This is a genomic window from Rhodococcus sp. P3_B8 (assembly GCF_056402775.1).
Genome location: NZ_JBFUGT010000005.1, coordinates 87466 through 110802, shown reverse-complemented (window position 1 = coordinate 110802; position 23337 = coordinate 87466). Strand labels below are relative to the sequence as shown.

Sequence of the window (23337 nt, the reverse complement as noted above, 5' to 3'; positions counted from 1 at the left end):
TGGGGGCGAAGCGTCACAGGGACGCGGACTGGGCCGGGGTGTCGTGGGAACGGGTCTTGCCGATTCGGTCGGCGATGCTCTCGGCGACGCGGAAGGCGTTGGCCGCGATGGACAGGGCAGGGTTCATCACGGGCAGGGACGGGAAGAACGACGAGTCGACGACGTACAGGTTGCCGACGTCGTGGGCGCGGCAGTCGGCGTCGAGGACGGAGGTCGCGGGGTCGGTTCCGGCCCGCACGGTGCCGGCCTGGTGGGAGTTGACCTCGATGCCGGTGCCCTGGCTGAAGACGAACGGATAGCCGATCTTCCGGAGGATCTTGCGCACCTCGCGGACGAGTACCTCGTGGGCGCGAGTGTTGTTGGGGGTCCACGCGATCTGGATGTTGCCGTCGTCGGTGAGGGTGACGCGGTTGCCCGGATCGGGCAGATCCTCGGTGAACAGCCACCAGTCCATGCTGCGGGCGGTGGCCTGGCTCAGTGCCCACTTGGGGATCAGCGGCCGTTGGCCCTTGATCATCTCGCCCTGCAACTTGCCGATGAGTTGCACGTGTCCCAGCGGGTAGGGGTGGTCGGCGGTGCCGTGAGTGTAGAAATCGTTGATGTACAACGTCTTCTGGAACTCGGACGTGTTCTTCTTCAGCGGGTTGACGCCGACCATGATGGAGTTGTTGTGCACCATGTAGTTTCGTCCGACCATGCCGGAGGAGTTGGCGAGGCCGTCCGGGTGTGCGGCGTTCGCCGACCGGAGCAGCAGCGCCGCGGAGTTGACGGCGCCACAGGACACCACCACGGTGCGTGCATCGACGACGAGTTCGGTGCCGCGGTGCCGGATCTGCACACCGGTGGCCCGGTGCCCGGTCTCGTCGGTGAGCACGCGCTCGGCGTACGCGTTGGTCAGCAGTTCCACCGAGCCGGACGCGATGGCGGGCCGGACGCAGCACACATCCGCGTCCGACTTCGCCAGCACCCGGCAGGGGAACCCGTCGCAGGTCCGGCATCGGATACATCCGCCGCCGTCGCGCAGGTCGATGCCCAGTGGGATGTTCGACGGCGTGTACCCGAGGCGCCGCAGTGCGTCGGCCGCCTCCTGCACCGGTGGCTCGTGTCCGATCGCCGGGTAGGGGAAGGGTTCGTCGCGGGGGAGCGTCGGGTCGTCGGTGTGATCGCCGTGGACCCGGTACACCTGTTCTGCCCGTGCGTAATACGGGGCAAAGCCGTCGTACGAGAAGGGCCACTCGGGAGATTCGCCGGCCTCGTGTTGCGTCGACTGGAAGTCTTCACGCCGGAACCGCACCAGCGACGAGCCGTACAGCTTCGTGTTCCCGCCGACGTAGTAGTACGTGCCGGGGCTGAACGGCCTGCCCTCGGTGTCGTACCACTGCTCGGCGTTCGCGTACCGGTGACCTTCGAAGACTTCCTGCGGGTCCCAGTTCTGCTTCTCCTGCGGCAGGAAGTCGCCGCGCTCGATCAGAAGCACATCGACTCCCGAGTCGGCGAGCGCGTAGGCGAGCGTTCCGCCGCCCATTCCGCTGCCGACGATGACGACGTCGTAGCTGTGTTTGCTCGGGCCTGTGGGCTCCCCCACGGATGCGTCTCTCATGGGTCCTGCTCCTCGGTCGTAGAGAGTGGTGTCACGGATCTGCCGGGCGGGTCGACGTGAACCGACAGTCGGTGAAATGGTTATACGTATAACTAAAGGTTAGTGGCAGTGCCGGGGATGTCAACCCCGCACGAGCAGCTCATCCTGGCGGGATGAGCTGCTCGCGGCGGTCAGGGCACGAGCGGTCGAGTGAGGTTCTCCGGCCGCAGCACGTCGTCGAGTTGCTCGCGACTGAGCAGACCCCGCTCGAGCACGAGCGCGGCGACGGTGCGCCCGGTCGCGAGTGCGTCGGCGGCAATCGCGGTGGCCGCGGTGTACCCGATGTGCGGGTTGAGGGCCGTGACCACGCCGATGGACGCGTCCACCATGTTCTTCAGATGGTCGATGTTCGCGCCGATGCCGACCACGCAGCGTTCCCGCAGGACGGTGCATCCGCGCGTGAGCAGTTCGATCGTCTCGAACAGGCTGTGCGCGATCACCGGCTCGAAGGCATTGAGCTGAAGCTGCCCACCCTCGGCCGCCATCGTCACCGTCAGGTCGTTGCCGACCACCCGGAAGGCGATCTGGTTCACCACCTCCGGGATCACCGGGTTCACCTTGCCCGGCATGATCGACGATCCTGCCTGCACGGGCGGCAACGTGATCTCACCGAAACCGGCACGCGGCCCCGACGACAGGAGCCGAAGGTCGTTGCAGATCTTGGACAGCTTCACCGCGGTGCGTTTGAGCACCCCGGACAGCTGGACGAATGCCCCGACGTCCTGCGTGGCTTCGATCAGGTCGGACGCCGTCGTCACCTCGATTCCGGTGATCGCGGCAAGATGTTCGCGCACCCGCCATGCGTACTCGTGGTGCGCGTTGAGACCGGTCCCGATAGCCGTTCCACCCAGATTGATCTCGGAGATGAGCGTCGCCGCCTCCCCGAGCCGCTGGGAATCCTCGTCGATCATGAGAGCGAACGTCGCGATCTCCTGGCCCAGGGTCATCGGAACCGCATCCTGCAACTGGGTGCGGCCGACCTTGAGGACGTCGGAGAACTCCGTCGACTTCACCGCGAACTCCGCCGCCAAGTCCCGCATGGCCGCCCGCAGCCTGGTCAGGGCGGTTTGCAGGCCGGCCTTGATTGCGGTGGGGTAGATGTCGTTCGTGCTCTGGCTCATGTTCACGTGCTCGAGCGGATGAAGATACTCGTAGCTGCCGCGCCGGTGACCGAGCAATTCCAGAGCCCGGTTGGCCACCACCTCGTTCGCGTTCATGTTCGTCGACGTGCCGGCACCGCCCTGGATGACGTCCACGACGAACTGGTCGCGCAGGGCACCGGCCCGGATCTCCTCGCAGGCCGCCACGATGGCGTCCGCTTCGCGCCGCGGCAGCAGGCCGAGGCTCGCATTGGTCTGCGCCGCAGCCTGCTTGACGGACGCCAGCGCCGACACGAGGTCGGGATGGCTGGCCAGCGGAATGCCGGTGATCGGGAAGTTCTCCGTCGCCCGCAAAGTGTGGATGCCGTAGTAGGCGTCGTCGGGGACCTCGCGGTCGCCGAGGAGGTCGTGTTCGGTGCGGGTCATCGTTCGGACGTCACCCGGGTCGGGAGGTCGCCCCACGGGAGCGGGGCGCTGCCGAACTTGGCGGCGCGAAGGTCGCCGGAGCGGGCGTGCCCCTCGAACTTCTCCAGCCGCGACAGGCGGCCGCACACCTCGCCGAGCTTCGCGCTGCTGCCGAGGTCGCGCACCTCCTGGTAGGTGAGCGTCTTGAGGAACTTGCCCACCCACAGACCGCCCGTGTAGCGGGCCGCACCGAGCGTCGGGAGAACGTGGTTGGTGCCGATCAGCTTGTCGCCGTAGGGAACACACGTGCCTTCGCCGAGGAACAGGGCGCCGTAGTTCCGCATGGAGGTCAGGGCCTGACGGGGGTCCTCGGTGAGGATCTGGACGTGCTCCGACGCGAAGACGTCGGCGAGCCGGTACGCCTCGTCGAGCGTGTCCACCACGTGGATCTGGCCGTGATCACGCCACGCGGGGCCGGCGATGGCGTTGGTGACCAATCCGGGGAGCAAGGCGTCGATATGGTCGATCACCGCCCGTCCCACGGACTCCGACGTGGTGATCAGCACGCACGGCGAATCGGGGCCGTGCTCGGCCTGGCTCAGCAGGTCGACGGCGATGGTGAACGGGTCGGCCAGATCGTCCGCGACGATGAGCGTTTCGGTCGGCCCGGCGAAGAGGTCGATCCCGACCTCGCCGAACAGCTGGCGCTTCGCCTCGGCCACGTAGGCGTTGCCGGGGCCGGTGAGGATGGACACCGGGTCGATGGACTCGGTGCCCAGTGCGAGTGCGGCGACCGCCTGCACTCCGCCGAGAACGAAGATCTCGTCGGCGCCGGCAAGGTGCATCGCCGCGACACTGATCTGCGGCGGCTCGCCGGCATTCGGGGGCGTCGTCGCGGCGACGCGTTCGACACCCGCGACCTTCGCGGTGAGGACCGTCATGTGCGCGGAAGCGGTCAGCGGGTAGCGCCCGCCGGGAACGTAGGCGGCAGCCGCGTCGATCGGGACGTTGCGGTGCCCGAGGAACACTCCCGGCAGGGTCTCGACCTCGAGGTCCTGGATGGAGTCCCGCTGCGCCTGCGCGAAGTCGCGAATCTGGCGCTGCGCGAATCGCAGATCGTCGAGGACGGTCTCGGGAACGGACTTCACGATCTCCGCCACCCGGTCCTCGCTCAGCCGGAACGATTCGGGGGACCAGCCGTCGAACTTCTCGGAGTACTTCCGGACGGCCTCGTCGCCGTTCGCGCGGACATCGGCGATGACGGCGGCGACGGTGTCGACCACGGCGGGGTTGCTCGCCCGCTGCGCTGGTTCACCGACGGCGGCCTTGAGAACGAATGACATGGGATGCTTCCTTCGGATGAGCGAGGGGCTGGATCTGTTGCCACTCAGCATCGCGGTGCCGCACACGTTTTCGACAGTTGCATTGTGGGAACTATTTGCGTCGGTTCATGCACGTTCTGTGTACCATTGAGCATGGTCTTCACCGTCGCCGACGCTCTCGACATCGATCTCCTGAAAGACGCGGGAGCCCGTGTCCTGACCGGATCGGACAGCCTCGACCGTGAGGTCCGCTGGGTGCATTCGTCGGAGATCTCGGATATCGCCCGCTTCCTGCGGGGTGGAGAATTACTCCTGACCGCCGGGCTCGGAATGGGCAGCACGGGCGCCCTTCAACAGGTGTTCGTCCGCGCAGCCGCTCGTGCCGGGGCCGCCGCTCTCGTCATCGAGGAGTCGGGACGGATGTTCGACCGCGTACCGGATGCAGTGGTCGCCGAAGGGCAGGCCTGCGGCCTGCCGATCATCGCCCTTGCCCGCGAGGTGTCGTTCGCCGGTGTCTCGTCGCAGGTGCACGAGATCCTGACCGACAAGCGCCTGCAGGCGCTCACCCACGAACGGGAAGTCGAGTCCACGTTCTCGAACCTCCTCCTGGACGGCGCCGACTACCTCTCGATCGTGCAGACGCTGGCCGAACTCACCGACGGCACGGTGGTACTCGAGAACATCGCACATCGCGTGATGGCGTACGTCGGCGAATTCGACGAGGAAGCCGGCATCGAGGACTGGGACCGGCACGCGCGAGGCCTCCACAGCGACGACAGCGGATGCGTCCGCAGACCGGTCCTGATGCGTGGTCAGCCGTGGGGCTGGATTCACGTCTTCACCGACCGGCCCGCGACCGAACGGTCCACCGCGGCCTTCGCGACCGAACGTGCCGCCGCGGCCGTCGCGATCTCGTTGCTGACCGACCGGAGCCGCGAAGCGAGGGACGATCAGCGGAGCACGGCGCTGATCACGCGACTGCTGATCGGCGATCTCTCCGGGGCCGAATTCGTCGACCAGGCAGGCAGACTCGGGTACCAGCTGGGGTCGGGACAGATCGTCGTCGTCATCGCGAACAAGGATGCCCGCGACGAGTCGTCCGGTCCGCGCGCCGGCCGTCAGATCGACACGGGTGCGATCAGCGCCGACATGGGCGACTACGTCGTGGCTGTGGCGGCGGAGTCCGGCCGGACCCGCGCCGAGCTCGCGGGTCTGCTCGGGAAAATGGAGCACGGCGGCGGCATGAGCCGCGCAGTGCCCGCATCGATGCTGCAGGTTGCGGTCACACAGGCGAAGAGTGCCGCCGCGGTGTCGCGCTCCCTGCCTGCCTCACCCATGCTGCATTTCGACGACCTCGGCGTCGAACGTCTGCTCGTGACGTTGGCGCAGGGGCCCGAGCTCGCCAGCTTCGTCGAGGACGAGCTCGGCCCATTGCTCACGAAGGATGCGCAGTCCACGACCCCGTTGTTGCCGACACTGCGAGCATTCCTCGCCGTCGACGGCCGCAAGACCGAAGCGGCGGAGAAACTCTTCATCCAGCGCCGGACCTTGTACAACCGGCTCGACCGCATCGCCGCGATCCTGGGCAAATCCCTGGACGACGCCGCCACCCGCCAAAGTCTGCTGCTCGCGGTGAAGGGGCTGGATCTGCTCGAGGGGTCGTCCATCGTGGCTCGACGGGGCGGACGGCAATGACGCTGTCGTCGGCTTCTCATTCTGTGCAGTCTGCACGCAGGAGGTACACGGTCTGTACCTGTTGTGCGGCGCGTCACCTTCGTAGTGTTTTCACCAAGATTCCGGCCATCCAGTCGGCGTTGATCGAAAGTTCACGCACTCGCTACTCGCTGAACGGACGCCTACCCCCGTAGGCGCCCGCGGCGGTCCGAGACCTACCGCAAGGACGAAATCATGGCAACACATGGAGCAGGCACCGCTCCCGTGCTCGACCATACACGCGTGCGTAAGGCGCGAATCGCGACATTCTTCGGCTTCTTCCAGCTGGGCGCCGTGATGTTGATGTGGTCGACGAGCACCACCTCGTTGCGTAGTCACCTCGGGTGGGAAGGCGACGGCGGCGACTCCCAGTTCGGCCTCCTCGCGCTGTCGATCGGTATCGGCGCCGCTGTCGGCTGTTTCGCCATCGGCCCCTTCATCGATCGGTACGGTCCGAGAAACACGGCCATGCCCACGATGGTCGTCTACCCCCTCTGTTACATCCCCCTCGCGTTCCTCGACGGACTGGTCGGAGCGATGGTGATCGGCGTGCTCATCGGACTGCTTCGCGGTGCCTTCGACACGGCGTTCAACACTCACGGTGTGCAGGTCGAGCGGTACTACGGGCGGCCCATCATGTCTGCGTTCCACGCCGCCTACCCGGCGGGTGGCTTCGTTCTCGGACTTGTCGGCAGCGCTCTGGCCCGGCACTTCACCGACAGCCCGGCCGTCGCCTACATCTCGATCGGCGTGGTCCTGTCGGTACTCGGTGTCGTCTTCGGTAAGTGGCTTCTCTCCCTTGACGAGTTGCTGCCTCCGGACCAGGACGAGATTCCGGGCGCCGCCGACCCCGCGCACCCGGGGAAGCGTTCGGCCACCACGGCGACACTTCTCGTGATGATCGGATTCGGTGTGCTCCTGCTCGGATCGATGTTGAGCGAGGGCGCGGTCCTGGACTGGGGTCAGGAATTCGTGCGCCGCGCAGTCGGCACCACGGCAGGCCTGGCAGCGACGGCTGTCACGCTCTACTCGGGAGCGCAGTTCGTCGGCCGGTTGTTCGGCGACAAGCTGGCCGAGTACTTCGGCGCTCGACTCATCGTCGGTGCGAGCGGTGTCATCGGCGCCGCCGGTGCGCTGCTCGCGATGCTGGGTGGCTCGGCGCCGCTCGCCCTCACCGGTTTCGTGCTGCTGGGACTCGGCCTGGCGTGCATGGCACCGCTCATGCTGTCGGCGGCCGGGCGACGAGATCCCGAGAACGCGGGACGGAACATCGGTCTGGTCAACGCGATCGGCTACGTCGGCATGCTGGTCGGGCCTGCCGCGATCACCGTCGTCGTCGACAACCTCGGTATCGAATGGATGCCGCTGCTGCCGGCCATCCTTCTCGCACTGATCGCGATCGGCGGTCCCGCGCTGATGCGCCTGGTGCCGCGCTACCACAAGCCGGCATCGGAGACGAGCAGGCACGAGGTCGCGACCGGGTAGGTCGTCCGGCACTTCCGGTTCCTGCGGTCCGGTACCTCTTCCGAGGTGCCGGACCGCCTTTCGTGTCGTTACCCGGTGATACGATTAACCATCCCCCGAGACGAACAGGAGACAGCTGTGCCTACCCAGAGTCCGCCGTTGAAGCGAGGTGAGCGCGGCTGGAAAGCAGCAACTTTCGTCATCTTCGTCGGAACGGGGATCACCTATGCGTCCTGGGTGACCCGCACCCCGGCCATTCGCTCGTCCCTCGGAGTCGGCACGGGCGACATGGGGCTGATCATTCTCGGTCTGTCGATCGGATCGATGGCGGGGCTGCTGCTCGCCGGTCCCGTCGTCGCCCGGATCGGCGCCCGTCACGTCATCACGGCCGCGGCCACGGTCGCGAGCCTCGGCCTGTTCACGGTGGGGCTCGGTTCGGGTGTCGCGATCGCGGCCCTGGTCGGTCTGGGACTCGCGTTCACCGGTGCGGGATTCGGCATGTGCGAGGTGGCCCTCAACGTCGAGGGTGCAGCGATCGAGAAGCGCATGGGACGCAGCTTCCTTCCGTCGCTGCACGGTGCGTTCAGTCTCGGAACGCTCGCCGGCGCCGGCCTCGGGGCGATCGCCGAACTGTTCGACGTTCCGGTGCCGGTGCATCTCGGGGTGCTGGCCGTCGTGGTCCTCGGGTCGAGCGTGAGCGTCGTGGCGCTACTCCCTCCGGCCACCGGACGAGAGGTCGGGCGCACGCGCCGTCGATCCGGCACGTCCGGCGGTCCGACCATCTGGCGGGACAGCCGGATCGTTCTCCTCGGCCTGATCGCGCTCGGCATGGCATTCGCCGAAGGTAGTGCCAACGACTGGCTGCCACTGGGAATCGTCGACGGGTACGGCGTCGGATCGGCCACCGGCGCCGCGTTCTACGTCGTGTTCGTGGCCGCGATGACGTCGGCCCGCCTGCTCGGCGGGCGCGTCGTCGACCGGTACGGCCGCGCTGCGACCGTCCGCTGGTCCGCGGCGCTCGCGGTGGCGGGGGTCCTGATCGTGATCCTGGCGGGGAACCTGGTACTCCCCGCGTTCGGCTGTGCGTTGTGGGGTGTCGGTGTCGCTCTCGGATTTCCGCTCGCGCTGTCCGCGGCGGCCGACTCGCGGGCCGACGCCGCGCGACGCGTCAGCGCGGTGTCGACGCTCGGGTACATGGCATTTCTGGTCGGTCCGCCGCTCCTCGGGCTGCTCGGGGAACAGTTCGGACTCCTGCAGGCCTTCTACGTCGTCCTGGCCGGCGCCGTCCTCGCCGGGCTCGTGGCGAGCGCGGCCGGGGAAACCCGTGAGACCGAGGAGTCTCCGCTCGCCCGCGTGAGGTGAGAGCGGCTCGAGGTGAGCACGCGATCGCCCGGCCTCTGAGAACGAGGCCGGGCGAACCGTGGTCGGATCACATCACACTGCGGCAGAAGCGATCTCCGGCGCCACGCGCAGCGCGTTGGCCGCGATGGTCAACGCGGGATTGAGCGCCGCCGACGACGGGAAGAACGAGCCGTCCACGACCCACAGATTGTCGACGTCGTGACTGCGACAGTGGGGGTCGAGGACACTCGCCGCCGGATCGGTACCCGCGACCGCGGTTCCGCACATGTGCGAGTTCGTCGCGATCCCCATCCGCTCGGTGAGGATGATCGGATACCCCGCCTTGCGGACCGCCGCGGAGACGCGGCGAACCAGTTCACTGTGCGGTGCCGTGTTGTTGGGAGTCCAGTCGACGATGATCCGGTCGCCGTCGATCCGGACCCGGTTGTTCCGCGTCGGCAGATCCTCGGTGGTGAGGTAGATGTCGAGGCTGCGATCCACCACCGCCTTCAGCGCCCACATCGGAGCCCAGGGCCGCGCCCCCTTCACGTGCGCGGCCTGCAGTTTGCCGAGCATCTGCAGATTGCCGAGCGGGTACTCGTTGTTCGGGCCCGCGACGTACCAGTCGTTGATTCCCAGCGTCTTCTGCCACGCAGTCGTGTTCGTCCGGAAGGGGTTGACGCCCATGAAGAACGTGCTGTTGTGCACCATGTAGTTCCGGCCCAGCAGCCCCGACGAGTTGCCGAGGCCGTCCGGATTCCGTTCGTCGGCCGATCGGAGCAACAGCGCCGCGGTGTTGACCGCCCCTGCCGAGACCACGAACTGGTTGGCCGTGATCCGGATCGTGCGACCACGGAACTCGGCCTCCGCGGCGACGATTCGCGTGCCCTTCGCATCGGTGAGCAGACGCGTCACCTTCGCTTCGGTGAGCAGGCGCACCCGGTCCGACTCGAGAGCGGGCCGCAGCGCGCGGTTCTCCGCCTCACTCTTGTGATCGGTCTGCGACGGGGTGCCGTCCGACGCCGTCGACTGCCTGCGATGCTCCTGCGTGGTCAGGTTCATGCCGTTCGGTGTGTGGAACGGGTGCAGGCCCTGCTGACGAAGCGAGGACGCGAAACGCTCGATCGTCGGCTCGTGCGGCAACGGCGGCAACGGGTACGGAGACGACCGCGGCGGTTCAGTCGGATCCTCGCCGTCGATGCCGTGCACCTGGTAGAGACGCTCCGCCGCGGCGTAGAACGGTTCGAGATCGGCGTAGCCGAACGGCCACTTCGGTGAGATGCCGTCGTAGTGCTGCGTCTCCTCGAAATCCGTGACGCGGAAGCGGGGGAGGCTGCCGCCGTAGAACTTGGTGTTACCGCCCACCCAGTAGTACACGCCGGGCTGGAACGGTTCACCGTTGCTGCCGTCGAACCACGGTTCCGCGGTCTTGTACCGGCCCTCGAGGAACATTTCCGCGGCCTGCGAGTTCTCCACCTCGCGGGGGAGGAACCGCCCGCGCTCGACGACCAGGACGTCGACGTCCCGATCGCGGAGCGCCCACGCCAGCGTCGAACCACCCATCCCGGATCCGACGACCACGACATCGGCGGTGACCGTGTCGGAGTCGCCCACATCGACCACCGCGCCTTCGCGCAGCGGTGAATACGCGTCGATCTGATCGTGTCCGGACGTTCTCACAGGTGCTGTTCCTTGGCTCGGGTCGCCCAGTACTCGTCCTGACGCTCGTCCTCGATGTACGCGGGAACGGGGAAGTCCCACCAACCGGGAACCCACGGTCCCGCCGCATCACGATCGGTCGGGATTTCGATCAGCGCAGGCGCTTTCGAGTCGAAGGCCTTCCGGTAGGTGCTCTCGAGGTCGGCCGGGTCGTCCACCCGGAACGATTCGAGTCCGAACGACTGGCCGAGTGCCTTGAAGTCGGGGCTGTACGGGGTGCCGTCGGGGCGATTGAACTCGGTGCCGATGTGCCGGCTGGTCTGCTTGCGCTGCCCACCGCGGATGGACATGTAGCCCGCGTTGTCCTGGACCACGAAGACCACCGGAATGTCGTGCTGCACGCAGACACCGATCTCCTGCGACGTCATGAGGAAGTCGCCGTCACCGAGCACGCACGCCACCTGCCGGTCAGGGGCGGCGAGCTTGGCGCCGATCGCGGCGGGCACGGCCCAGCCCATTGACGAGAATCCGCCGGACGTCAGGTGGGTGCGCGGGTGATACACCGGGAACGTCTGCTTCACGGCGCCCTGGGTGTTGCCGGAGCCGGCGACGATGATGCCGTCCCGTTCCATCACCGACCGCAGACCGCCGAGGGGGCGCTGGGAGGTGAACGGGAACCGGTCGGAATCGCGCCGGCCTGCGAGCTTGGTCTCCCACTCGGCCTTCAGCTGCTCGAGTTCGGCGAGGTATTCGGACCGGTCGGCGCTGCTGCGGGGGAGGGAGGCGACGATCGCGGCGACGGTCGGCTTGGCGTCGGCGACTATGCCGACCTCGGCCGGGTAGTTCTTGCCGATCTCGTGCGGATCGATGTCGATGTGGATGAGCTTGGCAGGCGGAATCGAGAACGTGACTCCCTGCGCGTAGCTGGAGGAAGACCAGTCGGTGAACCGGCATCCGATGGAGATCACCACGTCGGCGCGAGAGGCGACGGCGTTGCCCACGATCGTTCCTGTTTGGCCGACGCTGCCCGCGAACAGGGCGTGGTCCTCGGGGAACGCGCCCTTGCCGTTCCACGTGGTGACCACGGGGATCTGCCACGCCTCGGCGAGGGCGAGCACCTCGTCGGCCGAGTCGGACGTGATGGCGCCGCCGCCGACGACGATCACCGGCCGGCGTGAGTCACGGAGCACGTCGACGGCCTTGTCGATCGCCAACGGGTCGGGCTGCTGGAGCCCGACCGGCAGCCGCCGTGCGAGGTCGTGAAGGGAGACGTCGGCGGCCTCGGCCTGCACGTCCATCGGCACCTCGATGTGCGCGGGCCCCGGGCGACCGGTCAGCATGGTGCTGAACGCACGGTGCATGATGAACGGCAGTTCCTCCACGCGGGTGGCGACCCAGCTGCGCTTCGACACTGCGTCGGTGACCTGCGGAAAGCCGTTGTCGGTGTGCCGCTCCAGTTCCTGGAGCAGACCACGCCCGCGCATGTGAGTGGGCGGCCCGCCGGTGATGCACAGCAGACTCGTCGAGTCGCTGTACGCGGTCGCGAGACCGAGCACGGTGTTCGCCGCGCCCGCCCCGATCGACGCCACCGCGGCCATCGGCTTCCCGGACACCCGGTAGTACCCGTCCGCGAGGTGCGTGGCGCTCTGCTCGTGGTAGACCTGGATGAACGGGATCTCGGACCCCTTCTCCAGGAACGCATCGGTGAGCGACCAGATCCCGTGGCCGGGAATTCCGGTGACGTACTCGACGCCGTACTGCTTCAGGACCTGGGCGACCACCTGCCCGCCGGTCAATTTCGCCATGATCGTTTCTCCTTGCTGTGTCAGTTCGCTACGCGGGCGGCGTAGCGCAGTCCCTGCTTGGTCAGTCGGCGCACGTTCGGCTCCGACAGGTCTGCCGGCGTGTGGCCGATCGAGTGGTAGAAGACCCGGCCGGCGCCCCACTGGCGCACCCACGCCACCGGGCTGCGCAGGCCCTCCAGCCAGGGCAGGTGCTCGCCGCTGAACTCGGTCTCCGCGAGCACCCGGTTGTTCGGGTCGACGTGCATGTAGTACTGCTCGGACGCCACCGCGAAGTCCTCGACACCGGCGGTCACCTCGTGCTCGCGGTCGGTGATGCTCACCTTGTACGGCTGCGGGAAGGCCTCTCCCGCAGGATGTTCGACGAAGTCGCCGCCGAGGAGGAAGTGGTACTTCAGGCTCGCCCGGAACGCGGCGGCGGCGCCGTGCCACGCCGCGACCCCGGTTCCGGCCGCGACGGCGTCGAGCAGGTTCTTCTCCTGCGAATCGCTCAGGTCTTCGGTGGTGAGCGCGTTGTTCCAGCCGAGCACGATCAGGTCGTATCCGGTCAGGTCGCGATCGAGGGTGAAGATGTCCTGCGACTCCTCGACCTGGTAGTTCAGCTCGGAAAACAGTTCGCGTGCCCATGCGGCGATGTCGTACGGATGGTGGCCGGGCCAGCCGCCGTAGAGGTAGAGGACCTTGGTCATGAGTGCTCCCAGGGATGGTGAAACCGGAAAAGGTGAAACGATTAACTTATAGTGGTGAATCGTATCACCGGCTGGAGAGCTGTCAATGGCTGATGCCGAGGGGAACGTGGGGAGCGTCCGGACGCGGACTAGGATCGGGCTTTGCCATTTGTGCGCTCCGGTGCGCAACGGCCGGTTGCGGCCGATGATCGCCGACGAGGGAGCACCACTTGGTCACGATGAAAGACGTCGCCCGAGCGGCCGGAGTATCGGTCGCCACCGTCTCCTACGCTTTCAGTAAATCGTCGAAGGTATCTGCGACACAACGGGAACGCATCTATTCCGTCGCCGCGGAACTCGGCTACGCCGGGCCGAACATCGCCGGGAGCAGTCTGCGGTCGGGACGGATCGGCGCGGTCGGGGTGATCGTGCCCGATTCCCCGGTTCAAGCGCTCGAGGATCCGTCCGTGACCCTGCTGATGAAGGGCATCGCGGAGATCGGGAACTCGGCCGACATCGCCCTCACCCTGTTTCCGGCCTCACGTGGTGGCTCCCCGGATTCACCACCGAACTCGCTGGTTCTCCGTGGACTCGTGGACGGCGTGGTCATCCACAACGTCCCCGACGGTCATCCCCTGGTCGAGGCGATCATCGCGCGCGGTATCCCGGCCGTCGTCGTCGATTCGCCCAGAAGCGCGGGACTGCCGTTCGTGGCCATCGACGACCGCCACGGCGCCTACCTGCAGATGGACCACATCCTGAGCCTGGGCCATCGACGCATCGGGATCATCGTCGACAAGCTCGGTCAGGATTCCGACTGCCGGATGGTCACGGCGGACGACGTCGGCGCGGCGACCGAACGCAACGCGCGGGAGCGGCTCGCCGGCTACTTCGCCGCGGCCCGCGACCACCACCTCCCGGTGGAGGAACTGTCGATCGTCGTGGCGGGCAACATCGATCGCGCCGCGGGCGACGAGGCCACCCGGATCCTGCTCGACGCGGCTCGGCCGACCGCTCTGGTGGCGACGTCCGACGTGCACGCGGTGGCGGCGTGGCAGGTGTTACGCGAGCGCGGCCTGACGGTGCCCGACGACATGTCCGTCATCGGCTTCGACGACGCACCCGTCGCAGAGCTTCTCGGTCTCAGCACAATTCATCAACCGATCGTCGAGAAGGGCCGCGCGGCCGCGACGATCCTGCTCGATCGGCTGGGCGGCGGCACCCGCACACGATCGTTGATGAAGACGTCGCTGGTCGTCCGCGCGAGCACCGCGCCGCCGCGCGAATCCAGCACCGCGCCGCCACGCGAATGATGGCGATGCTCCGCGACGGCCGGGTGTCATCCTCCATGATGGATCGATGACGACTGCGGTGCCGCGACTGGGCGTGACGTTCATCCCGACGATCGAACCCGAGAAGTTGAAGGACTTCGCGCGGGTGGCCGAGGACAGTGGCCTCGACGAGATCTGGTTGTGGGAAGACTGTTTCAAGGAGAGCGGCGTGGCTGCGGCGGCCGCGGCACTCGCGTGGACGGAGCGAATCCACGTCGGCGTCGGGTTGATGCCCGTCCCGCTGCGCAATGTCGCGCTCACCGCGATGGAGATCGCCACGCTCGCTCGGTTGTTTCCCGGTCGAGTGATCGCGGGTATCGGGCACGGTGTGCAGGGATGGATGGAGCAGGTGGGTGCGCGTGCGGCGTCGCCGATGACTCTCCTCGAGGAGTACACGGTGGCGCTCCGGGCACTGCTGGACGGCGAGTCGGTGAGCACGCAGGGGCGGTACGTCCGGCTCGACGGGGTGAAGCTCGACTGGCCTCCCACCGAACGGGTTCCGCTGATGCTCGGCGGCGAAGGTCCCAAGTCGGTCCGCCTGGCGGCGCGTCTGGGTGACGGCAACCTCCTCGCGTCCGCGGTCGATGACGACGACATCCGCAGGGTCCGCGACCTGATCCTGGACGAAATCGGAGCCGACGGGGTGTCATCGCATCACCTGGTCGTCCCGAAGATCGCCGCCACCGGGGAGGGCGCACGGCAACGGGTGGACGAGGAACTGGCGCGGTGGGAGAAGCCGGCCGACACCGGAATCGGGGTCGCGGGTGACGCGAACACCGTCGCCGAGGAGGTGCGAAGGCTCGCCCGCCTGGGCGCGACGTCGGTGGCTTTCGCGCCGACCGAGGACGAACCGGATCTGCTGGGATTCGTCGAGTTCCTCGGCCGCGCCGTCAAACCCCTCATCCCCACGTGAGTGGCAAAGAGTGCCCGAGCACACTTTCCCACTCACGTGCGGGTCAGTTGCCGGTCGGCCAGGTGTCAGACAGGGTATAGCCGGTCGGGAACGGGTCGGCGGGGTCGAGCCCGACCTGGCTGAGTTCGGTGATGTACGCCTGGCCGCTGACGCGGGGGACCACGGCGTCGTACGTTCCGACCTTCGTCAGTCTGTCGATCCGGCTCTCGAAGCGACTGCCGATCACCGATTCGTGCACGAACTTCTCCCCGACCTCGATGAGGCCCTTCGCCTTCAGCACCGCCAGTCGAGCGGACGTGCCGGTGCCGCAGGGCGAGCGGTCGAGTCGGCCGGGGGAGACCACCACGGCATTCCGGGCGCTCAGCACCCCGTCGGTGCGTGAGAGGGGGCCGACGAACTCGGTCTGGGTGATTCCCGCGAACTCGGGATTGGTCGGGTGCACCGCGGGGATCTGCTCGGCGGCGGCGGTCTTGAGCTTCTGTCCGAGGTCGCAGATCTCGCGGGCCTCGTCGGGTTGCAACTTCAATCCGAGCTGGTCGGCGTCGGCGAGCACGTAGGCCATGCCACCCCACGCCACGTCGACGGTCAATGTGCCGTAGCCGTCGAGTTCGAGCGGCACCCCGATCTCGTAGGCGAACGCGGGCTGGTTCTCGAACTCGACGCTCGTCACCTTGCCGTTCTCGCAGGTGCAGCGAATGCGGATGAGCCCCGCGGGTGCTTCCAGCACGATGTCGGTGACCGGTTCGACCATGGGAATCATGCCGGTCTCGAGCAGCGCGGTGGCGACGCACATGGTGTTGCTGCCCGACATGGCCGGGTACTCCGTGGACTCGGCGACGACGTAACCCATCTGGGCCTCGGGATCTGTCGCCGGGACGACGAAGTTGACGCACTGGGTCACCGAGCCCCGCGGCTCGTGGAGCAGCAGCTGCCGGAGGTCGTCGCGATGCTCGCGGAAGTGCTTCATCTTGTCGAAGACCGTGGCGCCGGGGACGTCGCCGATTCCGCCGGTGACGACGTTGTTGATCTCGCCCCCGACGTGACACTTCACTACGTTGACTACTCGACTCCAGCGCACGATCTTCCTCCGTGTGTTCGTCTGCGTTGCGGTGGCCTGGTTCCACCCTGCCAGGGCTGAACTTCTCTGCGCCTGCGGGCGAGAGGCGAGGCCGGCAGCGGGGGTGATTGCTGCCGGCCTCTGCGCACGTGTCGGGGAAGGGTCACTCCGTGATGAACGCGCGCGGTCTTCTTGGTGGTGACTAGCGGGCGTAGGTGAGGCCGGTCTCGGCGATGAGCTTGGTGAGCTCTTCCTTCTTGTCCGCGGGCAGTTCACCGTACGGTGCGCGGGGCACTCCGAGGTCCACGCCGACGGCCTGAGCGGCGGCCTTGGTGGCCACGGCATAGCCTTCCGTGCCGAGGAAGTCCAGGACGTTCCACAGCCGCTTGAAGATTTCGAGGGCCTCGGTGTACTTGCCGGCCTTGGCGAGTTCGTAGATCGCGACGCACTCCTTGGGGGCGAAGTTGGGCGCACCCCAGATGGAACCGGCGGCACCGGCGGAGAAGGCGGGCAGCACGATCGTGTCCCAGCCGACGAAGGTGTCGATGGCGTCGCCGAGGTTGAAGATGAGGTCGAAGGCCTGCTCGATCGACCCGGACGTGTCCTTGATGTACCGGACGGCGTCCGTGCGTTCCAGCAGTTCACGGTAGAACGGGCGATCCAGATTCATTCCCGTGACACCCGGCAGGTTGTACGCGATCACCGGGATGTTCGCCGCTTCGCCGACGGTGGCGAAGTACTCGATGACCTCGTGGCGGGTGGGGGCCTCGTAGAAGGGCTGCACCAGCAGGACGGCATCGGCGCCTGCGTCGGCTGCGTGCCGGGACAGTTCGATGGCCTCCGCGGTGCGGGTGGAGCCGGTCTGGGGTGCGACGGGCACGCGACCGGCGGCCTGGTCGATGACGACCATGTTGACGAGTTTGCGCTCGTCGAGCGTGAGTGCTGCGAACTCTCCGGTGCTGCCGCCGGGGACCAGGCCGTGCAGTCCGTTCTCGATCAGGAAGTCGACGTGGTTGCGCAGTGCGCCTTCGTCGACGGAGCCGTCCTGGGCGAAGGGAGTGGAGACGGCGGCGAGGATGCCACCCAGCTTCTTGGTCATGTCGTGTCCTTGTTCGGTGGTGGTGGTCGATGCCCGTTGTGGGGTCCTCGACTGGTGAACTTCCGGGAACTCGCTCTGGCCTTCGACAATTGTTGAATTGGCGATTGTCGACAAGAGAACGATGTCAAATCTAAGGTCGATCCTCGGTGGTGTCAAGGGATCGGCCGGGGTTCTTCGGCCGCTATTCGCCGACGGTGATGGGATCGAGGCGGAGGGGCTCCGCCTCTGCCCGCGCATCGACTTTCCGGCCCGCGGTTTCGTGCAGCGTTGCCGCCGCCACAATGGCCATCACGCCCGTCACGATCAGAATGACCGAGGGCGCCAACGGACTGCCGGTTGCCGCGATCAGATACGTCGCCACATACGGCGCGGTGCCGCCGAAGACTGCCACCGAAATGTTGAATCCGATCGAGAATCCCGCGTACCGAACACGACTCGGGAAGATCTCCACCATCGCTGCGCCCGACGCGGACATGAACATGGCGAGGCAGATCCCCATCGCGGCGTGCGCAACGACGATTGCGGGGACATTCCCCGTCGCGAACACCATGAACGCGGGATACACGATCAGCGTGCTCGAGACGGCACCGAGGATGATCACCGGTTTGCGGCCGTAGCGGTCGGAGAAGCGGGCGAACACGAAGATGGCGACGGCCGCCGAGCACAGGCAGGTGACCGTCGACGCGGAGGCCAGGCCGAATGAGAATCCCACTTCCGACTGCAGATACGTCTCCATGTAGACGAAGATGAAGTAGAAGGCCGCGGCCTGCAGCGCAATGCACCCGACCACCTGCACGATCTGCCGGCGACTGGTCGCGAGGGCATCCTTGACCGGAGACTCGCTGACTTCTCCGGACGACTGGAGTCGTTCGAATTCCGCAGTGTCGCTGAGCTTCAGGCGAATGTAGAGACCGACCAACCCGAGCGGTCCCGCGATGAGGAAGGGGATCCGCCAGCCCCATTCGAACATCGCCGTTTCGCTCAGTGCGGCGTTGAGGCCGAGGATGAGAACCGAGGCCGCAGCGTTGGCGAGATAACTCGAGCAGTGCCAGAAGCTGACGGTGCGCGCCCGCCTGCCACGTTTTGCGGACTCGACGAGGAACGTCGCCGCACCGCCGGGTTCGCCGCCGGCGGCGAAACCCTGAATGATCCGCAGTGTCACCAGCAGTGCCGGGGCCGCGAGGCCGATGGTGGCGTATCCCGGCAGCAGACCGACCGCGAACGTCGACAGCGACATCAGAATGATCACTGTCGCAAGAATCTTCTTGCGGCCGACCTTGTCTCCGAGTCGGCCGAAGACGAAGCCGCCGATCGGATTCATCAGGAACGCGACTCCGAACGCGGCGAACGTTGCCAGCAGGCTCGTCGCCGGATTTTCGGAGGGGAAGAAGATCCTGCCGAGTAGAACGGCGAGGAATCCGTATGCGGCGAAGTCGAACCAGGTGATGAAGTTTCCGATCGCGGCGGCCGTGATGGCCCGCCGCATCTCGGGGCCGTGCAAACCGCCCTGTACTTCCGTCATGAGTCTTCCGATCGATGGAGGTTTATTGTCGACAATCTGTGTGCGAGATGGTGCTGAACGAAGATGGGTGTCGGGGTGTGCTCAGCTGCAGCGGGTCGGGATGAATTCCCCTGCCGCATTGCGCGTGGTTTCCCCGTGAGGCGCGTTGGCCAGACCGACGGTCACGGGCCCCTGCGCTGGGTCGACGGCATCCATGATCGACCACGGCACGCGGAAGACCCGCCCCGGTGACGCGGCCCACGGCAGCAGCTTGGTCGCGACGACGCGACCCCGCTGCGAGACAGTCACCTTCGGGAACCGGACCAGCTGATCGGTCCACAGCAGCAGGCGCCGGCGTGGTGGGGCGGGGTCGCCTGCCCGGAGCAGTCCAGGGGAAACCCAGCGGAACGGCGGGGCCGCGAGGATGCGTACCGCGGTCGCACCTGGATCGATCGCTTCGCCGGCGTCGAGGAACGCGGCCACCCGGTCTGCGACGAACGTGCCGTCGAGGGCTGCGATGTCGGCGGTGTCGACCGGGTGCAGCACGTTGCCCGCGGCGAAGACGCCCGGCCGGCTGGTGCGCAGGGCGGTGTCGACCAGCGGTCCCTTCGTTCCGGGGTCGATGGCGATACCCGCCGTGCGCGCGAGTTCGTGGTCCGGGATCCAGTCGCCGGTGAAGACGACGGTGTCGCACTCGACGATCTCGCGTGCGCCGGTGTCGAGATTCTCTATCTCGACCGCCTCCAGGTTCCCGTGACCGATGATCCGCACGACGCGGGTGCGGGTGGCGATCGGGAACCGGAACAACGCCTTACCGGGAATGGTGAAGGCGGCGTAGGACTCCGGCGACGGGTACTGCGTCGTCATGAGCACGGTCCTGCACCCGGCGTGCTTCAGCGTCATGACCGCGGACCAGCTCACCAGTTCGCCACCGACGACCACCGCGCGCGTTCCGACCCGTCCGTGATGCAGGTGCACGATGTTCTGCAGCTGTCCGGTGGTGTAGACCCCGGACGGTCTGTCGCCGGGAATCATGCGGGCCGGGCGGGCACGCTCGCGGGCACCGGTGGCCAGGACGAGTGCCCTGGACTCGATGCGGAGAAGACCCGCGGGTGAGGTGACGTCGAGCGCGCCGTCCGGATGCACCGCCGTCACCATCGCGTTCGGCATGATGTCGGCGCCCGCGGACTTCGCCTCCCGCACCAGGCGTTCGGCGTAGGCCGGGCCGCCGATGAACGTGTGCAGGTCTCGGATGCCGTAGCCGGGGTGATCGCAATGGCGCGGGATCCCACCCGCACGGCTTTCACGGTCCAGGACGAGAGCCTTGCGCCCGTGGACCTTTCCGAGCTGTGTGGCCGCAGCCAACCCGGCGGGACCTGCGCCGACGATGGCGACCTCGGCGGTGATCACGGTGCGTGAGGTGTCGGGAGCGCTCATCGGACGGCTTCCTTCCTGGTCTCGGCCGCCTCGGGCGAACCGGCGGCGCATCGGTGTGCAGCGACGAGCGAACCGACCTCGGCGCCGCAGAAGAAGCCCTGGCACCGGCCGTTCATCGCCCGGGTGCGACGACGGAGCCCTTCGAGTCCGGCTGGGGGGATCAGCGACTGGTACGCGTCGCGGATCTCACCCGCCGTGACACGCTCGCAGAAGCAGACCACCCTGCCGTATTCACTGTCACGAGCGATGAGTTCGGCGTCCTGATACGGGCGAGTGAATGCCTCGCCGATGTTCGGCATCCGGGGCGGCGGCGGCAATTCGGTGCGTGCGCTGTCGAGAGCGCCTGCCTTGGTGAGCAGTTCGCCAACGTACTCGGCCACCGCCATTCCGGACGTCAGCCCGGTCGAGCGGATTCCACCGACCAGGACGTAACGCCGATCGTGGTCGACCTCGACGAGGTAGTCGCCGTGATCGGTGGCGGCACGGAGTCCGGCGTACGTGGCGGTGACCTCCTCCTCGAGCAGGCGCGGCATCAGCTTGGCGCCCTTGTCCAGCAGGAACTCGAAGCCGGCTTCCGACGTCGCCGTAACGGAACGGTCGGTGAGGTCTTCCGCGGTGGGCCCGAGCATCACGTTGCCGTAGATCGTCGGGCTGACCAGAACACCCTTGCCGCGGGACGTCGGGACGGGGAGCACGATCTTGTCGATCAGCGGTCGTGCGAGCTTGTCGTAGACGAGCAGTTCGCCGCGCCGCGGGGTGACGTGGAATCGGTCGTAGCCGAATTCCCTGTCGATGTAGTCGGCTCCCAACCCGGCGGCGTTGATCACCCACCGCGCGCTGATGTCGCCGCTCGACGTGTGCAGGATCGTCCGCTCGGGCTGGACAGTCACGGACTCGGCACGGGTCCGCGTCCGTAGTGTCACCCCGCGGGCGACGGCTTCGGTGGCCAGCGCGAGGTTGGTGGTCCAGGTGCAGATGATCGACTCGTCGGGGACGGTGAGCCCGCCGAGCGCGCCGTCACCGAGCGCGGGCACGAGTCGGTAGACCTCGTCGGCGTCGATGATGTCGCAGTGGGGGTAGCCGTTGTCGGCTGCCTTGTCGCGCAGGCCCGGCAGTGCGGCCAGTTCCTCGTCGTTCCACGCGACGAGGATGGCGCCCGACCGTTCGACGGGAATCCCGGTCTGCTGGGCGTATTCGGAGAGCAGCGTGTAGCCGCGGCTCACCATGCGGGATTCGAGTGTGCCCGGCTTCGCGTCGAATCCGGTGTGCAGGATCGCCGTGTTCGCCTTGMTCGTTCCGTCGCCCACGTCGTCCCGCGCCTCGACGAGTGCCACGGTGTGGTGGTATCCGGCCAGCTCCCGCGCGATCGCCGAGCCGACGATGCCCGCACCGAGCACGACGAAATCGTAGTCGGGGGGCGGAGGGGTGTCAGTCATCGCTTTTCTCCTGTGGCAGCGCCGCTCGTGCGGCCGCCCGCCAGTGGTGTCGGAATTCTGCCGCGCGGTCGACCGACCACCGCGGCTCGTAGGTGGTCGCCGGTTCCCAGTCGGCTACCGCGTCCTCCAGGGACAGGTCGGGGTTCAGTGACAATCTGGCGCAGGCCGCCGCACCGAGAGCGGTGGCGTGGGACGACGGATAGACGTCGAGGGGGATCTGGGTCAGATCGGCCGTGGCCTGCATGAGGCGGCGGGACCGAGTGAGTCCGCCGTCCACCCGCAGCCGGGTGAGGGGAGCGCCCAGGTCACCTTCGACGGCAGACACCAGCTCTGCCGTCTGCGCCGCCAGTCCCTCGAGGACGGCGGCCACCAACTGGGACCGATCGGTGGACAACGTCATCCCGGAGAACGACGCCGTCGCGTCCGGCCGCCACCAGGGCGCGGCGAGACCGGCCAGCGCGGGCACGAAATACGTGCCACCGGAATCGTGTGCGGCCACACTGTCGAGGTCGCGCGCCGACTCGATCAAGCCGAGGTCCTGGATCCACCGGATGGCGGAGGCGGCGGTGTAGGCCTGGCCGTCGACGCAGTACGACGTCTTCCCGCGCACATTCCACGCGACGCAGGACGCCAACCCGGCGGCCGAGCGGACCGGGAGCGTGCCGGTGTTGGCCAGCAGGAACGCCCCGGTGCCGAACGTGCACTTGGCGGTGCCCGCGTCGAAGCACCGCTCCGCCAGCAGGGCCGCCTGCTGATCGACGACGAGACCGCCGACGGCAGCGTCGGATCCGAAGACATCCGTGGTCCCCACGACGACGTCGTTGGCGACGATGGCAGGCATCCGCTCGGCGGAGAGTTCGAACAACTCGAGAAGCTGCGGATCCCACGCGACCGTGTCGAGGTCGGTGAGCAGCGAACGGCTGGCGGTGGCGGAATCGGTGACGAACTCCCCGGTCAGGTAGTGCACGATCCAGGTGTCCGTCGTGGTGACCACCCCCGCCGTGGTGGCGTTCTGCCGCAGCCACTGCATCTTCGGCGCCGAGAAATAGGGATCGAGCACGAGGCCCGTCCGCTGTTCGACCCATGCCTTGGACTCGGACTTGGTGCGGCACAGCTGGTCCGACCGGCGGTCCTGCCACACCACGGCCTGACTGAGGGGTCGGCCGGTGTCCGGGTCCCACACCAGGACGGTCTCGCCCTGGTTGGCGAGGGACACGGCGGAGACGTGCACACCCGCTTTCGCGATCGCGCTCCGTCCCGCCTCGAGGACCGAACCCAGCAGTTCCATCGGGTCCTGCTCCACGCCGCCTGCGGAGAGATATGCCGGACGGACCGGTGTTTCGGCGATCGCGAGGACGTCGCCGTCCTCGGAGACGACGACAGCCTTCGTGCCGGACGTGCCCTGGTCGATGGCAAGGACTGTCACGCGCTCTTCCTTTCGGGTCGGAGG

The 23337-nt window shown here is 67.4% G+C and carries 16 protein-coding genes and 1 pseudogene; 5 read left to right on the top strand and 12 right to left on the bottom strand.

Going from position 1 to position 23337, the window contains the following annotated elements; all coding sequences use genetic code 11:
- Positions 1–13 precede the first annotated feature (13 nt).
- From AC1D1G_RS04340 to hisD, 3 genes are all read right to left on the bottom strand, one after another.
- On the bottom strand, positions 14–1600 hold the full coding sequence (locus tag AC1D1G_RS04340) for a GMC family oxidoreductase (RefSeq protein WP_477951330.1): 1587 nt from the start codon (positions 1598–1600) through the stop codon (positions 14–16).
- 170 nt (positions 1601–1770) lie between these two features.
- Entirely contained in the window at positions 1771–3165 is a 1395-nt protein-coding gene (locus tag AC1D1G_RS04335; protein WP_283352909.1) for an aspartate ammonia-lyase, read from the bottom strand.
- Complete coding sequence (hisD, locus tag AC1D1G_RS04330; RefSeq protein WP_283352910.1) at positions 3162–4487, bottom strand: histidinol dehydrogenase; 1326 nt, start codon at positions 4485–4487, stop codon at positions 3162–3164. Before hisD ends, AC1D1G_RS04335 begins: the two co-directional genes overlap by 4 nt.
- 132 nt (positions 4488–4619) lie before the next feature.
- Here hisD and AC1D1G_RS04325 point away from each other — a divergent pair, with 132 nt between their 5' ends.
- The 3 genes and pseudogenes from AC1D1G_RS04325 (at position 4620) to AC1D1G_RS04315 (ending at position 9005) form a co-directional block, all read left to right on the top strand.
- Positions 4620–6161, top strand: a complete 1542-nt coding sequence (locus tag AC1D1G_RS04325; RefSeq protein WP_283352911.1) for a PucR family transcriptional regulator — start codon at positions 4620–4622, stop codon at positions 6159–6161.
- Positions 6162–6347: 186 nt separating this feature from the next.
- Positions 6348–7664, top strand: a pseudogene (locus AC1D1G_RS04320) (MFS transporter); the annotation flags it as partial.
- A gap of 117 nt (positions 7665–7781) precedes the next feature.
- Entirely contained in the window at positions 7782–9005 is a 1224-nt protein-coding gene (locus AC1D1G_RS04315; RefSeq protein ID WP_477951329.1) for an MFS transporter, read from the top strand.
- Positions 9006–9077: 72 nt separating this feature from the next.
- On the opposite strand, the gene AC1D1G_RS04310 is transcribed toward AC1D1G_RS04315, so the two are convergent.
- The 3 genes from AC1D1G_RS04310 to AC1D1G_RS04300 are packed head-to-tail and all read right to left on the bottom strand — an operon-like array spanning position 9078 to position 13134.
- Positions 9078–10664, bottom strand: a complete 1587-nt coding sequence (locus AC1D1G_RS04310) for a GMC oxidoreductase (protein ID WP_283352913.1) — start codon at positions 10662–10664, stop codon at positions 9078–9080.
- A complete protein-coding gene (locus AC1D1G_RS04305) occupies positions 10661–12448 on the bottom strand; it encodes a thiamine pyrophosphate-binding protein (RefSeq protein WP_169692852.1) in 1788 nt (595 codons plus the stop codon). Before AC1D1G_RS04305 ends, AC1D1G_RS04310 begins: the two co-directional genes overlap by 4 nt.
- Positions 12449–12468: 20 nt before the next feature.
- Positions 12469–13134, bottom strand: a complete 666-nt coding sequence (locus tag AC1D1G_RS04300) for a ThuA domain-containing protein (protein ID WP_005244749.1) — start codon at positions 13132–13134, stop codon at positions 12469–12471.
- Positions 13135–13343: 209 nt separating this feature from the next.
- Between AC1D1G_RS04300 and AC1D1G_RS04295 the strand changes: the two genes are divergently transcribed.
- Positions 13344–14426, top strand: a complete 1083-nt coding sequence (locus AC1D1G_RS04295; RefSeq protein WP_349307430.1) for a LacI family DNA-binding transcriptional regulator — start codon at positions 13344–13346, stop codon at positions 14424–14426.
- A 46-nt stretch (positions 14427–14472) separates the two neighbouring features.
- Positions 14473–15357, top strand: a complete 885-nt coding sequence (locus AC1D1G_RS04290) for an LLM class flavin-dependent oxidoreductase (RefSeq protein WP_283334876.1) — start codon at positions 14473–14475, stop codon at positions 15355–15357.
- Between the two features lie 43 nt (positions 15358–15400).
- Here AC1D1G_RS04290 and AC1D1G_RS04285 read toward each other — a convergent pair whose 3' ends face one another.
- The 6 genes from AC1D1G_RS04285 to AC1D1G_RS04260 form a co-directional block, all read right to left on the bottom strand.
- Complete coding sequence (locus AC1D1G_RS04285) at positions 15401–16435, bottom strand: proline racemase family protein (RefSeq protein ID WP_477951328.1); 1035 nt, start codon at positions 16433–16435, stop codon at positions 15401–15403.
- Between the two features lie 181 nt (positions 16436–16616).
- Entirely contained in the window at positions 16617–17513 is an 897-nt protein-coding gene (locus AC1D1G_RS04280; protein WP_477951327.1) for a dihydrodipicolinate synthase family protein, read from the bottom strand.
- Positions 17514–17694: 181 nt separating this feature from the next.
- The gene (locus AC1D1G_RS04275; protein ID WP_477951326.1) at positions 17695–19035 is read right to left on the bottom strand and encodes an MFS transporter; all 1341 of its coding nucleotides are present in this window, start codon (positions 19033–19035) and stop codon (positions 17695–17697) included.
- Positions 19036–19116: 81 nt separating this feature from the next.
- The gene (locus tag AC1D1G_RS04270; RefSeq protein ID WP_317570254.1) at positions 19117–20451 is read right to left on the bottom strand and encodes an NAD(P)/FAD-dependent oxidoreductase; all 1335 of its coding nucleotides are present in this window, start codon (positions 20449–20451) and stop codon (positions 19117–19119) included.
- Positions 20448–21887: an FAD-dependent oxidoreductase gene (locus AC1D1G_RS04265; protein WP_477951325.1), complete on the bottom strand. Its 1440-nt coding sequence runs from the start codon at positions 21885–21887 to the stop codon at positions 20448–20450. The genes AC1D1G_RS04270 and AC1D1G_RS04265 overlap by 4 nt, the downstream gene beginning before the upstream one ends.
- Positions 21880–23313 (bottom strand): FGGY family carbohydrate kinase, encoded by a 1434-nt coding sequence (locus AC1D1G_RS04260; RefSeq protein WP_283352919.1) that lies wholly within the window; start codon positions 23311–23313, stop codon positions 21880–21882. Before AC1D1G_RS04260 ends, AC1D1G_RS04265 begins: the two co-directional genes overlap by 8 nt.
- Positions 23314–23337: the final 24 nt, after the last annotated feature.

Excerpts from the sequence above, each read along its gene's own strand:
- AC1D1G_RS04340 (WP_477951330.1), bottom strand. The coding sequence starts at position 1,600 with ATGAGAGACGCATCCGTGGGGGAGCCCACAGGCCCGAGCAAACACAGC.
- AC1D1G_RS04335 (WP_283352909.1), bottom strand. The coding sequence starts at position 3,165 with ATGACCCGCACCGAACACGACCTCCTCGGCGACCGCGAGGTCCCCGAC.
- hisD (WP_283352910.1), bottom strand. The coding sequence starts at position 4,487 with ATGTCATTCGTTCTCAAGGCCGCCGTCGGTGAACCAGCGCAGCGGGCG.
- AC1D1G_RS04325 (WP_283352911.1), top strand. The coding sequence starts at position 4,620 with ATGGTCTTCACCGTCGCCGACGCTCTCGACATCGATCTCCTGAAAGAC.
- AC1D1G_RS04305 (WP_169692852.1), bottom strand. The coding sequence starts at position 12,448 with ATGGCGAAATTGACCGGCGGGCAGGTGGTCGCCCAGGTCCTGAAGCAG.
- AC1D1G_RS04300 (WP_005244749.1), bottom strand. The coding sequence starts at position 13,134 with ATGACCAAGGTCCTCTACCTCTACGGCGGCTGGCCCGGCCACCATCCG.
- AC1D1G_RS04290 (WP_283334876.1), top strand. The coding sequence starts at position 14,473 with ATGACGACTGCGGTGCCGCGACTGGGCGTGACGTTCATCCCGACGATC.
- AC1D1G_RS04280 (WP_477951327.1), bottom strand. The coding sequence starts at position 17,513 with ATGACCAAGAAGCTGGGTGGCATCCTCGCCGCCGTCTCCACTCCCTTC.
- AC1D1G_RS04275 (WP_477951326.1), bottom strand. The coding sequence starts at position 19,035 with ATGACGGAAGTACAGGGCGGTTTGCACGGCCCCGAGATGCGGCGGGCC.
- AC1D1G_RS04270 (WP_317570254.1), bottom strand. The coding sequence starts at position 20,451 with ATGAGCGCTCCCGACACCTCACGCACCGTGATCACCGCCGAGGTCGCC.